At 60.9% G+C, this 15264-nt stretch carries 6 protein-coding genes; 4 read left to right on the top strand and 2 right to left on the bottom strand.

Annotated features, from left to right (window positions below; all coding sequences use genetic code 11):
• Positions 1-42: 42 nt before the first annotated feature.
• On the top strand, positions 43-1254 hold the full coding sequence (locus tag C2H86_RS00130) for a thiolase family protein (protein WP_159410910.1): 1212 nt from the start codon (positions 43-45) through the stop codon (positions 1252-1254).
• Positions 1255-1259: 5 nt separating this feature from the next.
• The gene (locus C2H86_RS00125; RefSeq protein WP_159410909.1) at positions 1260-2204 is read left to right on the top strand and encodes an OB-fold domain-containing protein; all 945 of its coding nucleotides are present in this window, start codon (positions 1260-1262) and stop codon (positions 2202-2204) included.
• A 151-nt stretch (positions 2205-2355) separates the two neighbouring features.
• Here the strand turns inward: C2H86_RS00125 and C2H86_RS00120 are convergent, their stop codons facing one another.
• Together C2H86_RS00120 and C2H86_RS00115 are read right to left on the bottom strand one after the other, a co-directional pair.
• Positions 2356-6870 carry an RHS repeat-associated core domain-containing protein gene (locus C2H86_RS00120; protein WP_163985924.1) on the bottom strand — a complete coding sequence of 1505 codons (4515 nt, stop codon included), beginning with the start codon at positions 6868-6870 and terminating at the stop codon, positions 2356-2358.
• Entirely contained in the window at positions 6867-11348 is a 4482-nt protein-coding gene (locus C2H86_RS00115; RefSeq protein WP_159410907.1) for a hypothetical protein, read from the bottom strand. The genes C2H86_RS00120 and C2H86_RS00115 overlap by 4 nt, the downstream gene beginning before the upstream one ends.
• Before the next feature lie 425 nt (positions 11349-11773).
• Here C2H86_RS00115 and C2H86_RS00110 point away from each other — a divergent pair, with 425 nt between their 5' ends.
• A complete protein-coding gene (locus C2H86_RS00110; RefSeq protein ID WP_159410906.1) occupies positions 11774-12742 on the top strand; it encodes a WD40/YVTN/BNR-like repeat-containing protein in 969 nt (322 codons plus the stop codon).
• 10 nt (positions 12743-12752) lie between these two features.
• Positions 12753-15155, top strand: coding sequence for an efflux RND transporter permease subunit (locus C2H86_RS00105; protein ID WP_430738568.1), 2403 nt, complete (start codon positions 12753-12755; stop codon positions 15153-15155).
• Positions 15156-15264: the final 109 nt, after the last annotated feature.

Below are 15264 nucleotides of genomic sequence, written 5' to 3'. Positions count from 1 at the left end.
CCTGACAACGCTGGCGCCTGCGGGCGCCGGCATGGAGGCACCATGGGGCTCAAAGGCCACGCAGCAATAGTCGGTACCGCGCAGTACAAGCCGGAAAAGTACGCCACGGCACCGAAAATGTTCCACCTCGAACAGGTCGCCGACCTGGCCGCCCAGGCCCTGCGCGATGCCGGCCTGCAGGCCTCGGACCTGGACGGCCTGGTGATCAACGGGCCGCAGTTCCACGAAGCCTCGGTGTTCGTCCCGGCCATGGCCGCCGAATACCTGGGCCTGCGGCTGAACTTCGCCGAAGTGGTCGACCTCGGTGGCTGCACCTCGGTCGGCATGGTCTGGCGCGCCGCAGCTGCCATCGAACTGGGGCTGTGCCAGGCGGTGCTGTGCGTGCTGCCGGCGCGCATGGCGCCCTTGGGGCCGGACGAAGACCCGGGCTGGATGGCCCGGGCCATGCGCTTTGGCGGGCATAGCACGGCGTTCGGCGCCCCCGAGGCGGAATTCGACCTGCCCTATGGCCACATGGGCCAGAACACTGGCTACGCGATGATCGCCCAGCGCTACGCCTCTCAGTTCGGTTACGACCCACGGGCCCTGGCGAAAATCGCCGTGGACCAGCGCACCAACGCCCAGGCCAACCCGCAGGCGATGTTCTTCGGCCAGCCGCTGACCGTGGAGCAGGTGCTGGCCAGCCGCATGGTCGCCGACCCGCTGCACGTGCTGGAGATCGTCATGCCGGTGGCTGGCGGCGCGGCGCTGATCATCACTAACAAGGAGCTGGCGGCGCGTGCGCGCAAACGCCCGGCGTTCATCACCGGCTTCGGCGAGCACCTGGCCTTCAAGTCGCCGACCTACGCCGAGGACATGGTGCACACGCCGGTCGGCCCGGCCTCGCGCCGCGCCTTCGCCATGGCCGGGCTGAAACCGGCCGATGTCGATGCCGCGCAGATCTACGACTGCTACACCATCACCGCCTTGCTGACCCTCGAAGACGCCGGTTTCTGCGGCAAGGGCGAGGGCATGGCGTTCGTCCGCGAGCACGACCTGACCTGGCGCGGCGACTTCCCCATGAACACCCATGGCGGCCAGCTCAGCTTTGGCCAGGCCGGTTCGGCTGGGGGCATGTCCCAGGTCATCGAGGCGGTCACGCAGATCGCCGGGGCCGCGGGCGAACGCCAGTTGCAGCGCTGCGACAGTGTCTACGTCTCCGGTACCGGCGGCGTGATGAGCGAGCAGGGCGCATTGATTCTTCAGGGAGCATGACCATCATGTCGAACAACAAACCGATGCCCGTGGCGACCGAGATCTCCGCGCCGTTCTGGGAAGGGCTCAAGGCCCGTCGCCTGCTGGTCCAGCAGTGTGGCGCCTGTGCCCAGTGGCTGTTCTACCCGCGCCGGCACTGCCCGGCCTGCCTGGCGCCGGACCCGGCGTGGCGCGAAGTGAGCGGCCAGGCGACGCTGTACAGTTACACCTTGGCGCGGATTGCGACCCTGCCGGACTTCAGCGATGAAATGCCGCAGAAGCTGGCGGTGGTCGAGCTGGCCGAAGGGGTGCGGGTCAACACCACCCTGGTGGGCCTGGAGGAAGAGCAGATCCGCATCGGCATGCCGTTGCAGCCGGTGTTTGCCGAAGTCGATGGCAAGGGCACCCGGCTGCTGCGTTTCACTGGCCTTGCGCAGGACGCCGCCGCGCTGGAGGCACCACGGGTGGTCGAGGAGGTGGCGCCTGCCGAGGCCTCCGATAACCGCCTGCAAGTCGACTGCCAGGACCAGGCCGCCCTGCAGGCCCTGGTCAGCGAGCAGTACAGCGGCTGGAGCAACAGCCTGCTGGTGGACCAGGCACTGATCGACGCCTTTGCCGAGCTCTCGGGTGACGACTACTGGATCCACACCGACCCCGAGCGGGCCCGGCGCAGCAGCCCGTTTGGCGGCACCATCGCCCACGGCGCGCTGGTGCAGGTGCTGCAATCGCGGCTGAAGCTGGCGCTGGGCTTCGAGATCACCGGCTTCACCACGCAGATCAACTACGGCTCCGACCGCTTGCGCTTCCCGGCGCCGGTGCCGGCCGGCTCGCGCATTCATGCCCGGGCTCGGGTCAAGGCGGTGGAGTTGAATCAGCGTGGTACCCAGCTGACCCTGGAGATCAACACCCACGTGGTCGGCCAGGAGCGGCCGTCGGTGATCAATGACCTGGTGATTCTCTACCAGCGGTGATGCGTGGATGGCTCCGGCTGTGCCAGCCCATCGCAATTGCCCGGGCGCTGATGCCAAAGGTGCTGGTGCTGGATGAGCCTGTGCCGGTTCTTTCGTGGACAGACCCACGATGAGGCCGGTACAGGCGCCAGAACAAGAAAAGCTATGAACACTATTTCGGAGGGCTTCTGAAAATGAGTCCTTTCTTCAGGTTATCAGCCTCTTGTGCACCTGAGAGCATGGCACCTCCAAAGTTGAACAACGCACCGACCATCCGGTCAGGGGCCGACGAAGTCGTATCGCCTACCCATCCACCGGCCGACTCAAAGAATGCTGTCGTGTTACTGATTTTTCCGGCGTCTACGTCCTGCGTTAATTGCACGTACTGCCCTAGCTTCGCTCTCGAAATATCGGCAGCTCCGTTGGATGCCAGATTTGAGTTCACCATACTGACTGCCTGGCTGAAAGGTTTGTTGCTTTCGGCATTAATCAGTTGCTCGGCAAGCGCAGTACGGTTTGGGATCGCCTCCATCGGCGGTCTTTGAGTGCCAGGCATGAGTGATTTTTTGGCGGTATTAAATGCACCGGAGAGCCAAGATGAATCGTTCGATGGTGGAGGCGCAGCAGGGGGGACTTGGCTGGAGCCACCGGGTAGGGGGGTTCCAGTTCCCCCCGCAGGATAGCCAATCTTGCCGTTGACTCTTTGCGGCATGCGCATTCCCAGTTGTTTCATTAGGGATGCTCCTAGTCTCTGGTTAAGGCTGGGGCGAGCCACAACACCCGGCGTGTACATCCAGCTACGCGAGCGGCCCAATATTCTACCCATACTATTGGAATGTATTGAAAGGCGCAGGGAGCGTACGGCGGTCAACGCTTTTGAACCCAATTTTCCAAGTACGCTTCCCAGATATCTGGCTCCGCTATAAGCCAAGCCTAGCAGGCCAGCAGCCATCGCCGCCCATCCCAGTTTCTTCGCCAGTTCAGGGTTACTCTGTTGCACAGACACCTGCGCAATGGTCAAACCTGAATACGCCAGCGTCGATCCATACATCACCGCCTTTGCCACCCCGGCCATCTGCGAGCCGAATGCCGGCGCACTGGCCAGTGCCATCATCACTTGCCCCACGGGTTCCAATATCCGCGACAGCTCCGGGTTCGACTGCCTCAATGCCATCCCCGTCGCCGTGACTGCGGCACCCGCTGTGTAGGCGATCATCAGCCCGGCGATCACGGGCGCACTGAGGGTGCCCGCCGAGGCTACGATCATCAGCCCGCCCAGAATCGTCATGCCAGCGAATAACAGCCATTCCCACATGCTGGCAGCCTGGGGCGGCGCCGTCTCCGCCTCCGTGCGGGGAGTCAACGCGGCAATAATGGTATCGAGCCGTGCCAGGCTGGCGGCTTGGGCCTGGCGGTTGAGCATGATGTGGCCACTGGGGTCCTCGAAGTTGACCGGGTCGGCTTTCGGGCAGTAGGCACGGTCGTTCGGGCCGGCTGCACCCAGGGGGCTCCAGTCGTCGGGCTGGCAGAACACTTTGTGCTGGGCGTCGTAGAAACGGTAACCGTCGCCCAGATGGATACCACCCGTCACCCGATCCACCCGCTGGCGGTTGTAACCGACGCCCACCGATTGAGCGTTGAGGGTGGCCAGATGGGTGACGCCCCAGGGCGTGAACGTGACCGAATGGCGAACCCAGGCGCCGTCCTTGAACTGGTATTCGTCACCTCCGCCGGTCTGCGGGTCGCCGAGCACGAACAGCCATTGATCGCCCAAGGCAACCGCAAGGCCTGCCTGGTCATCCAGCGTCAGGCGCTTGAGTACCTTGCCTGCACCATCCAGCCAGGTTTCGCCGCTCAGGCCATTTGCCCCATAGTTGAGAATGCGCCGCTGGTTGTTGGCGACATCACACTGGGCAATCAGCCGGTCATGTTCGTCGTACTCGTAATAGGTCAGCGGCGTCGTGCCACCCTTGGCAGTCACTGACCTCAGGCGACCGCTGTCAGTGTAGGCCAGGGACTGTTCCCGCTCGTTGGTCGCCAGGTTGCCGTTGGCGTCGTAAGTCAGGGTGACCGTGCGGGCACTGGTCTTGCCGGCAAGGGTCGCAGTGCAGGTCATCGCGGTACGCCGAGTTGGATGCTTCGCATCGTCGTAGGCGTAGGTACGTACCAGCGTGTCGTTGTTGCTACGCGTGGTCGAGCATTGGGTCATGCTGCCCAGTTCGTCGTATTGGTAAGTCTCTTTCTTGATGGCATACCCTTCGTCATCCTTGACCTCTTCGCCCGCCACTGCGTCCACGGTCCACTGCTGCAATTCATCGCTGGTACCAGTCACGCTGGTGTAATAGACGAATGTCTCGGTTCTTGCCCGTGTGTTGTCGCGGTACAGCGTCTTGCTTAGCAGCTGGCTGGCCGGTGACCAGGTTTGCTCGTAGCGCACCTTTTCCTGGCCGTTCAGCGCATAACTGCGCTTGGTTTCGCGGCCGAAGGCATCGTAGTCGTGCAGCACCTGCAAGTGCTGGCCGCTGCGCATGTCTTGCACCGTGAGGCAGGCCAACTGGCCCAGTGCGGTGTACGTGTAGTGGTACTCGAGTGATCCCCGGCGCAACCGGCTGCGGTAGCCTTGGGCATTCTCCCAGGCTTGCAGGGGCAGGTCGTTGCTGTTCCATGTGCCGGTCAAGGCGCCGCGCAAGGAGGCCGAACCCTCATCGCGCTGCTGTTGCCCGTGCACTGTCCGGTTGAAGCGCCAGGTGCCCAGCAACAGCGGCTGCAAGGTTTCGCTGGTGACCAGGCTTTGATGGTCACCCTGCACCGGGCGTTCGGCCTGCAAGGCCTGTGTGACGGGGCTCAGCTTGAAGGTTACCAAAGGTGTCCTGTTAGCGGTGCTGCTGCCTTTTTGTGCATACCAGGACAGGCTGCCATCGTCATTGCGAGCATGGTAAAGGCTGGTGCCGTCTGGCTTCACGTACCCGTCTGGTCGGGCTCGCAGCGTTTGGCTGGTATCGCTGCCCCTGACCAGCGTCGACACGGTGCCCTCATTGAACGTGCGGCTGGCCAGTACCCGTTCCGGCGCGTTCGCCGACTTCTTCACGCTGATGCGGGTCGGGGCTTCGTTCAAGCCTTCATAGGCCCAGGCAATGATCGATTTGTCCGGTTGAGTCAGTTTCTCTGGGCGGCCCAGGCCGTCGTAGCTGATAGCCCAGGTTCTGGCTTGCTTCGCATAGCCGGGAATTTCCTCGGTCACCTGGGTGCGTTGGCCTTTCTGGTTGAGGGTCTGGGTGGTCGTGATGGCAGCACCGGCGGCAGGTTGTTCCAGGCCTTTCCAGGTTTCGTGCGTCAGGGTGACCGACCCGTCCCGCAGGTTGCGCTGGGTGGTTTGTTGTGTGGCCAGTGCGCCTTGCGAGATCAGCCCCAAGGTGGAACGCGTGGTCAGCGACACATTCTGGTGTGCGTCGGTAATCACCGGGTCATGCCCGTGGGCTTGCCAGAACCAGTCCTTGCTCTGCTCGGGCAATGCTTTGACATTGTCGATGCGCAGGCCACCCGGCAAGTAGTCAAACATCACTTGGCCGGCCATTTGCCCATCGCTGTCCCAGGATGTTTGTTCCACCGTGCAGTAGTTGTCGGGGCCGTGGTCAGTCCCTGGCACGCGTTGCAGCTCACGGCGCACGATGCGTTGCTGGCCATCGTAATAGCACTGCTGGTGACGCCCCTGGGCGTCGCAACTCCTGACACAGTTTCCCGTGCCGTCTTCCGCGTAGTGGATGGATTGCGACTGGGTGGGCACCAGCGAAGTCACCACGCCAGTGGTAAAGGCCTCTTCATTGAAAGCATAGGTGTCACTGCGCAGCCCCCGGCCCAGGCTATCGTACCGATGGCAGATAAACGCTATGGCCTTGCCCTCGCTGTCTTGCCGGGTTTCGCGCAGCAGGCGGCCGGTGCGCGCCGACACGATCTGGCGTTGCAGGATGGCCGTTGCGGTCGAGTAGGGCGTGGTGCGCAGCAGTTCGTAGGTAGCGGCTTGTTGGTTGTTGGTCACGATCTCGGTCACGGTCTGGGTGCTGCGGGCGTTGTCGTTCTGGTACCACTGGGTGGCGATACGCTCGCTGCTGCGGACCGCGCCGGCCTGGTGCTGGTAGTTCGCCTGCACCAGGGAGACGGACAGCGCTGTTGGTTTGGCCAGCTTCACGTCCTTCAAGGCCAGGGTATCGCTGTCGGCAAAGGCTTCGAAGCCTTCGAAGGTCAGCACGGTGTTGGGCAGCAGGGTGCCGTGCTCGTCGCGCTGGTTCAGGGCGTAGCCGAACAGGGTCAGTACCGGAGCCTGGCGGGTACCGTCGGGCAGCAGCAGGTACTGGTATTGCGTGCACAGTGGCAGCAGGCCTTTACCCGCCTCCGGACGCTGGGTGCAGGTGAGTTGGGCGGCATTGGCCAGCGCCCTGCCGGTGGTGCCCAGAGAGGCGTTGGTACCGGTGGTGACCTTGGCCAGTGTCAGCCCTGCAACCAGCGTGCTGATATCCAGTGGATGGGCGTCGGTTTCGTAGTACCAGAGCCGTGTGTGCAAGCCATCGTCAGTGATGAACTCTATAGGTTCCAGGCCGCCTGGGCGGTAACGGGTAAGCGCGGTTTCCGTGAGCGAAGCCGCAGGAAGGGTGGGCGTTGGGCTGGAGGTGGTCTGATCCGTGCTAGTCATGGCTGCTGTTCCTCGGCAGTGGCGGCGACGCGAAGATCTTCGACGGTGATGTGCTGCTCTGTTTGCCGCGGCTGGCGCAGCGGAGTGGGCACGGTGTTGTCGGTCTGATAGACATGGCGCGTGATGCGCTGCTGCTCGCCGGGGACTTTTTCGATCAGGCGCGCAAGTTGGGTGGCACCGTCTGCGCTGTGGGACCACTCCCAGCGGGTGGATGGAACTTGTTGCAGGTCGCTGCCGACAGGCGCGTGCGCGTAGCGGGTGGCTGCGGTGATTTGTTCCCTACCTTCCCAGGTCCAGGCGTGGTGGGTATTGGGTTGTTGGCCACCGGGGACGAGGGTGTGCAGTTCGACGCGAGGTAATGCATTGCGATGTAGCCAGTCGTAGGCGACCACTTCCCGTGAACCATCGTCCTCGGCAACGCAGCACAATACATTGTCCAGGATTGGCGTCGCGGTGTACTGGAAGTGCAGGCGCTGGTCGGGCTTGTCGGTCGGGGAACCGCTGGTTCGAGTCAAACGCCTGAGCAGGCAGTCCTTGATGTCCAGGGTGATGCAGCAGCGCTCATCAGTCTCTGGCCAGAGGGTGAAGACGCTCTGTTGGCTACCCTTGAGCACCGGCTCGGCGGAGTGTTCGGCCTTGAGCAGCACGTTGACACCGTCCTTTATGCTATTCAGGCGGACATGGCCCTTTACGCCTTGCCAGTCCAGTTGCAGCGCTCGGTTGTCGGCCTTGAGTTGCAAGGGCACCAGGATCAAGGCATTTCGCTCGGCATCGGCGAGTGCGAGCGCCATTTCGGTTTTCAGTTTGTTCAGCTGTGATTTATTCGCGGTGACCTGTTTGAGCTTTTCCCGATCTTTGCCTAAAGCGTCGAGGCCCCATGCGGTACTGATAAAGTTCGCGACAATGGAAGAGAGTTGTATGCATTGTTTTTTTTCGTAGTCATCAACTGTTGAACCTGCCAAGGAACCAATGCCTACGTTAAACAAGCTACCGAAAATACTCCATACCGGAGGCGCATCTTTTGATGGGGTTTTCAGATCCTCCAGTGCTGCATCGATGTTCGCGAGAATTTCATTGATCTTGCTTTTAAGCCTATCTTTATAGGCTCCGCCACTTTCCAGGTTGTCATGGGTCTGGGGGAGCCCAAGGACTTCTTCGTGGCCGTTCAGATATTCGATCGTAAAGGCCGTCAGGTGATTGACCTTACGTTTACCACCTGCAGCACTCAGCTCGTCGGTAGTCCCTTGGGCTGTATTGAGGATATAGCCAAGGCGTACTACCGACTCCCCATTGATCAGTTGCTTGATGTCATCGATGCTGAGCTCATGTACGGTACCGTTGCTCAGTATCAAGCGCCGCTTTCGATTGTCGTAAGATGAAAAACCGGAGAACGCGAAGCCATCGCCGAGGGCACTTTCGTTAGCACGTAACGGCGAATAGTTGAGCACCAGTGGGATCGCAGGTGTGTTGCCGGAGAGGCTGGAGAGCGTTGCAACTGTGTGATGGAAGTGGAACAGGCCTGTCTGGGGTGAGACACCATGAGGCTGCGAACCGCTAGAGGCAAAGAGCTCGGAGCCTTCGGTATTTGCCAGGTCGACACACAGTGTGTCGTGTGCAGGGTTTTCGGTATTTATTTCTTTTGTTGTTGTGCAGCTTTGAATTTTTCTCCACAGAAGATTAGGAGATATGATGCCGATCAAGATTCCTACTGAAGCGCTATCTTCATCGAGTTCGAAAGGGACGTTGAAGTCGAGTGCAAGTCCAGCGTCATTTCGGCTGCATGAGACTAGAGAAAGGCCTTTGTCGATGGCTTGAGCATCAAGCACAATGCAAAGTTGCCGCAGTGGAGAGCAGGTGTGGATGTCGATAGTTGCGAAGTGGCATTGGGTGGTTGCTAGGTTTGATAAGATCTTTTTAATGGCTTTTCTGTGAGCGAAGGCCTTTGTGAAAGGCAAAGGCATATCGTGAGTCTTTTTGATGTAGTAAAAAAAGTCAGGGAGAATAAGATCTTGGTTGGTATAAGTTGTTAAAGAGTTCTGGGGGATGGGTCTTGAATTTTCGACAAGGTTCCAAGAGGGTTTATCGGAGTTTTTGATGAGCAATTCGTAGAATTGCTTGACGCGATTGCTCATGGGTTTTTCTTTGATTTGTGGTTCTCGTATATTGATTTGTGTGAGGTTTTTTTTGATTTTTTTTTCGATATATATAGGGATATCGCTGAGACTGTCAGTGTTTTCAAGTATGTCTAGGTATAAATCATATGAGTCGTCTGGGGCACTTAAATGGCGTGAATCGCGTGAGTCACTGGTTGGTCTATGTCTGTGGTTGTTTTTAAGCGCCTGCCCTGGCCCGCTCATAATGAATTTATTAATATGGAAGGGTATATGATTGGTGTCTTGGCTTCCAGTCGCTATGGGTGTTGGTGTTGTTTTCCAATATGTCGTCTGTAGCTGGAGAACAGTTGCTTCACGCACTTTCCAGTTGTTCAGGGAGGTGCCGGAAACGTTGGAGTCAATGCTGAGTCCAAGCCAAACAACCCCGTTTTGTTTCAAGTGCTCGTCAAGCGTTTTCGCCAGCTTGGCCCGCTTCTCTGCCTGATCTATCGAAGGTTCCATCGCCGACAAGGTAATGGATGAAGTGTGGCAGAGGTATCCCGTGCGCATGTCACGGCTCTCAATTACCAACTGAACACTTTCGTCGTCAAGACAGGCGTCAAGCACGTCATCGATATCCTCGCCGGAGCGGTTTGACCAGCCAGCTGAAGCCAAGGGCTCGCTCATCCAGATGCGAAGTGGAACCCCTGCGCGCAAGCAACGCCATGTCGAGGTAGGGGCCGTGCCGCCGCCGCTTGCCTGTTCCAGTTTGATGTAGGGTGCCAATGGGCTGTCAGCCAACTGGCTGGCCAACGCCCCTGGCCATTGGTTCTGCGCCTGCGTTTCAATACTTGGGGAGAACGTGAACGGCGATCCCGGCAGCGGTGCGCCCGTCACATCATCGTGTACCGCAATCATCACCTCGCTATCCAACGCCAGATCCGCGTTCACGATGAATGATGCATGCTCAAGCCAAGTGACGGATTCAAGTTGAACAGAAAGGTCGGACAATTGCGGTATCCAGAGCCGATTACCCTGCAGCGCGGGCGTGATGCTGATGCCATCGTCCTGGCGCTTGCCGGCCCTTAGCATCGTACTGTGCTGGTTGAGAAATTCGCACATCTGTTGGCTCCAGCTACCGCTGGCGCTGTTCGCATCGGGCCGGAAAAAATGGGATTCGTACAGGTGCTGGCTGGTCCTGTGGCGTACTTGGATGCATGCACGCTCTCCCAATGACGGCGCTGCATCTGGAAGCGTGAGTGCACAGACTTGATTGGCCTTGAACGGAAGGTTGCTGAGCAGCTTGCAATGCGAATTAAATGCCCACAAACGGTCGACCTGGCTTTTCTCGATGTTGTTGTAGCCCGTGAAAGTTTGCGAGGTGGGGGCATCGGTGTTTTCAGTAAGTTCGGCGTCGTCCGAGAGATGCCCGGCCTGGAGCAGCACGGAACCATCGACCAGCGTGTCGTTGGCCTGGATCGCCTTGACTAACGCAACAGGCCAAGCCACGCGGGCCTTGTTATCTTCGGTCGCAGTCAGCGAAACGGTTTTCAGCACGCGCCCGTCCATGGGGTCGACGGCCCAGACGTGAACGGTCTCGTCCAGCTGCAGGTCCCGGTCTGCCAGCACATGGCAGGGGCTTGCCCAGACGCAATCACCTGTGCCTAACGTAGTGTGCTCGAAGCCTGTCATGTTGGGCAGTTCGGCCAATTCGGGCGCCAAGGCAGGTTCGACCGCAGGTTCGACGGGAGATTCGACCGTAAGCGAAGAGGTGATACCGGGTAGTTCAAGAACAAAATCAGGTGCGATTTCATGCACGAATGCCTGGTATCGGGTGGCTTCCATGTCCACGAAGTCAGGGACTGAGGTATTGTCGCTGAGGAAAAAGAAGGCGTAGTTCAACTCATAGCATGGGAAATAAACGTTGACGAGCCTTTTTAAAAACCGGGGGTTGGCAATTTTGGTTTTCAATGCGTTGACGTCATCATCGCTGATGAGCGTGATTGTATTTGAGTCGTTACCCATCGAGACCTTGCCAATCAGAAAGTCGGCATAACCTTCAGAAGCCTTTCGCTCGAGCAGGAGTGGGTGAGGGATGCTATGAAGTTTATCGTGGTAGCTGGTCTTCACTAGCCGCCAGCCTTTCTTGAAAAACTCGGAAAATTCGTTTGCTATTCTTTGCTTTGTTTCTTCAAGGGACTCGAAGCTTTTGATCTCGCTCCAGTCAAAACGCTGGAAATTTTCATATTTGGGCGTCGGTGTGAAGCTAACGTAGTATCGGTTAGATGCCCCCCAGTAGCAGGCAGAGCCGTTGACGGTAACGGGGTCGCCACTATTGAAACACCTGAACACATCCTTTTCGCTGTAGGTTTTCTCGGCGCTCATTTCAACCTCTCCGGTTTGAGGCCCCAACAGGGTGCTGGATCACGCTGCTGAGCCGATGTAGGCAACAGGGGTGATTGAGTGTTCATCTGGGTGAAAGGAGGGGCAACTGGCAAAAATGTCAGTTGCGAACATACGGTTTTGGTTCGTGTGGCGTTGCTATCAGCATGTTTGCGGTGGATGGCACCGGCTGCGCCGGTGTTCGCGGCTGAAGCCGCTCCCACAGGGATCGCGCAGGCCTGCACGCTGGTGATACGGGTTCACCCGCGAAGAAGTCCCGAAAGGTCGATACAGCCAAACCTTAAGCCATTTGGACGATGTTTCCCGATCGCCCCCGACTGACTATCCCCCATGCCCCCGCCTGACAAGAACAAGAGGAATGGCTCCATGGCTGCGTTGTACCTGCCCCTCGATCGGGAGCGATGCCCATGCGCTCGGTGATCGGCTACCTGGTCTGTCTGTTCGTTGGCCTGACCATCGTCTTTACCTTCCTGCCTCGCCCTGAGGCCGCACCCGCCGATGAACCGCTGCGTGCCGACCGGGTGCAGGTCAACGCCTTGCTCGACCTTGGCCCGCGCGTGCTGGCGGTAGGCGAGCGCGGCAGCATTCTGTTCAGCGATGACCAAGGCGTCCGCTGGCAACAGGCAGTGGTCGAGCCGCAACGTCAGGTGGCCCTGACCGCCGTGGTGGCGCTCGACGCACAGCGCCTGCTGGCGGTCGGCCATGACGGCTGGATCCTGCGCTCCGACGATGGCGGCCGGCATTGGCGTGAGGTGCGCCACGACAACCAGCTAGGCGAACCGCTGCTGGGCGTGTGGGCGGCCGGAGGTGAGCGCGTTCTGGCCTACGGCAGCTTTGGCAAGTTCTACCAGTCCGACAACGCCGGGGCGACCTGGCAGGCCTTGACGCTGGATATCGACAGCGCCCACCTCAACGGCATGGACGGTGGCGCGGATGGCCGGCGCATGCTGGTCGGCGAGCAGGGCCTGGTGCTGCGCAGCCATGACGGCGGCATGCAGTGGCAGACGCTGCCGGTGTTCTACAGCGGCTCGCTGTTCGGCATCGTGCGCCTGAGCCAAGACGACTGGGTGGCCTACGGCATGCGCGGGCATGTGTTCGTCAGCCATGACTTCGGCGAGCACTGGCGCCAGGTCGAAGTCGGTAACGCGCTGCCGCTTTATGGGCACACCCGCTTGCCAGGCGGTGGGCTGGTGATCGTCGGTGCGGGCGGCTCGTTGGTGCGCCTGGGCCCGCGCGGTGAGTTGCAGAGCGCTACGCGCCTGGCCGGGCACGGCACCCTGACCTCGGCGGCAATGGTGGGTTCACGGCTGTTGTTGGGCGGTGAACAAGGGGTTTTCGACGCCAGTGCGGGCAGCCTTGCCGCGCTGAGCCAATGAGAGGCAAACCATGAAAAAACCAGACACTCGCGCCACGCGCTGCGTCCAGGCCACTGCCAGCGCCTTGATGAAAGGGCGCAAAGGCCTGCTGTTGCTGTTCGTGCTGCTGACCTTGGGCCTGGGCTACAGCGCCACCCATACCCAGCTGGACCCAGGTTTCAACAAGCAGATCCCGGTGCGCCATGACTACATGGTGAACTTCCTGCGCTTCAGCCAGTACTTCACCGGTGCCAACCGCTTGCTTGTCAGCGTGCGCTGGAAAGGCGAGGGTGACCTGTACAACCCGGAATTCCTCGACACCCTGCGCAAGGTCACTGACGACGTGTTCTTCATTTCCGGGGTCAATCGCGCCAGTGTCACCTCGCTGTTCACCGCCAACGTGCGTTACATCGAAATCACCGAGGAAGGCTTCTACGGCGACGTGGTGGTGCCGCCACGCTTCAATGGCAGTGCCGCCGACCTGGCCCAGGTGCGCAGCAACGCCGCGGCAGCCGGGCAGATCGGCCGGTTGGTCGCCAACGACCTGAAATCGGCGATGGTACGTGCCGACCTGCAGGATACCGACCCGCAGACCGGCAAACCGGTGGACTATGTGGAAGTCGCCAAGCGCCTGGAGGCGCTGCGCGACAAGTACGCCAGCGCCGACATCGAAATCAGCATCGTCGGTTTCGCCAAGCTGGTCGGCGATGTGGTCGAAGGCCTGAACACGGTGATCGGCTTCTTCGTCATCGCCTTTGTCATCACCGCGCTGCTGCTGTGGCTGTACGCCCGTTCCTGGCGCCTGACCCTGGTCGCGCTGGTGGTGGCGCTGCTGCCGGTGGTGTGGCTGCTCGGCCTGTTGCCGCTGCTGGGGCTGGGCATCGACCCGATGTCGATCCTGGTGCCGTTCCTGATCTTCTCCATCGGCGTGTCCCACGCGGTGCAGATGACCAATGCCTGGAAGCAGGACGTGGTGGCCGGGGCCAGCGCCCGGCAGGCGGCGCACTCGGCGTTCTGCAAGATCTTCATCCCGGGTTCGCTGGCCTTGCTGATGAACGCCCTGGGCTTTGCCGTGATCATGCTGATCGACATCCCCATCGTGCACGAACTGGGGGTGACCGCGTGCATCGGGGTGATGCTGATGATCATCACCAACAAGCTGATGCTGCCGATCATCCTCTCCTGGCTGCGTCTGGAGCCTGCCACGCTGCAAAAGGCCCAGGCCCGCGAGGCCGGGCGCCATCGCCTGTGGTGGCGGCTGTCGGCGCTGGCCGAACCGGGCCCGGCGCTGGCGGTGTTCGCCGTGAGCCTGGCGTTGCTGGTGGGCGGCGCCTGGAAGGCCCGCGAGCTGGCGATGGGCGACATCGGCGCCGGGGCGCCGGAGCTGCGCGGCGACTCGCGCTACAACAAGGACAATGCACGGATCATCGGCAGCTATTCGATCGGCCTTGACGTGCTGTCGGTGTTCGTCGAGGTCAAGGGCGTCGAGGAAGGCTGCCTGTCGCCAGAGGTGATGCGCGCGGTCGAGGCCTTCGACTTCCGCATGCGTACAGTCAGTGGCGTGCAGTCGGTGCAGAGTGTGGCCGGCATGGGCAAGCGGGTGATTGCCGGCAACAACGAAGGCAACCCGCGTTGGGCGGCCATCCCGGGCTCGGCCCGCGGCCTGAGCCAGGGCGCGCGGGCCTACATGCCGGACGACGGGCTGGTCACCGAAGGCTGCCAGCAGATGCAGATTCTGGTGTTCCTCGCCGACCACGAGGGCGCCACCATCAGCCACGCGATCGGCGAAGCGCGGCGGATCATCGCCGATGTGCGCACGCCGAAGGTCGACTTCCTGCTGGCCGGTGGCAATGTCGGGGTCATGGCGGCCTCCAACGAGGCGGTCAAGCGCGCCGAAGTGACCATGCTGGCGGCGCTTTTCGGCTCGGTGGCGCTGTTCTGCTGGCTGACCTTCTTCTCGCTGCGGGCGGTGCTGTGCATCCTGGTGCCCCTGGCCATCGTCGCCATCCTGTGCAACGCGCTGATGGCCATGCTCGGTATCGGCCTGAAAGTCGCCACCTTGCCGGTGATGGCCCTGGGCGTCGGGGTCGGGGTGGATTACGGCATCTACCTGTACGAGCGCATCCAGCACGAGATGGCCGCCGGTGCCGACCTGCGCGAGGCGTTCTACCGCGCCATGTGCCAGCGCGGCACGGCGGCGGTGTTCACTGCCCTGACCATGTCGATCGGCGTGTGCACATGGGCGTTCGCGCCGTTGAAGTTCCAGGCCGACATGGGCGTGCTGCTGTCGTTCATGTTCCTGGTCAACGTGCTGGGGGCAATCTTCCTGCTCCCGGCGCTGGCGGCCTGGTTCAACCGCGGGCGACCGCTGGTCGCCCGCCAGCCGGCGCCGAAGCCGGTGCTGGCGGGCCAAGGCGCAGGAGACATTCGCTAATACAAAATAAACCCTGGCGCCCCTATTGTCGGCGCCAGGGCGGCCAGCGAGACTGTGCCGCGGGCAACATCGCCATATAAAAATAAGAAGGGCAGGCCGAAGCCTGCCC

Source organism: Pseudomonas putida (assembly GCF_009883635.2).
Classification (GTDB): domain Bacteria; phylum Pseudomonadota; class Gammaproteobacteria; order Pseudomonadales; family Pseudomonadaceae; genus Aquipseudomonas; species Aquipseudomonas putida_W.
The sequence above is the reverse complement of the archived record's forward strand: the minus strand, read 5'-3'. Positions and strand labels throughout refer to the sequence as shown.

Excerpts from the sequence above, each read along its gene's own strand:
- C2H86_RS00110 (WP_159410906.1), top strand. The coding sequence starts at position 11,774 with ATGCGCTCGGTGATCGGCTACCTGGTCTGTCTGTTCGTTGGCCTGACC.
- C2H86_RS00125 (WP_159410909.1), top strand. The coding sequence starts at position 1,260 with ATGTCGAACAACAAACCGATGCCCGTGGCGACCGAGATCTCCGCGCCG.
- C2H86_RS00105 (WP_430738568.1), top strand. The coding sequence starts at position 12,753 with ATGAAAAAACCAGACACTCGCGCCACGCGCTGCGTCCAGGCCACTGCC.
- C2H86_RS00130 (WP_159410910.1), top strand. The coding sequence starts at position 43 with ATGGGGCTCAAAGGCCACGCAGCAATAGTCGGTACCGCGCAGTACAAG.
- C2H86_RS00120 (WP_163985924.1), bottom strand. The coding sequence starts at position 6,870 with ATGACTAGCACGGATCAGACCACCTCCAGCCCAACGCCCACCCTTCCT.
- C2H86_RS00115 (WP_159410907.1), bottom strand. The coding sequence starts at position 11,348 with ATGAGCGCCGAGAAAACCTACAGCGAAAAGGATGTGTTCAGGTGTTTC.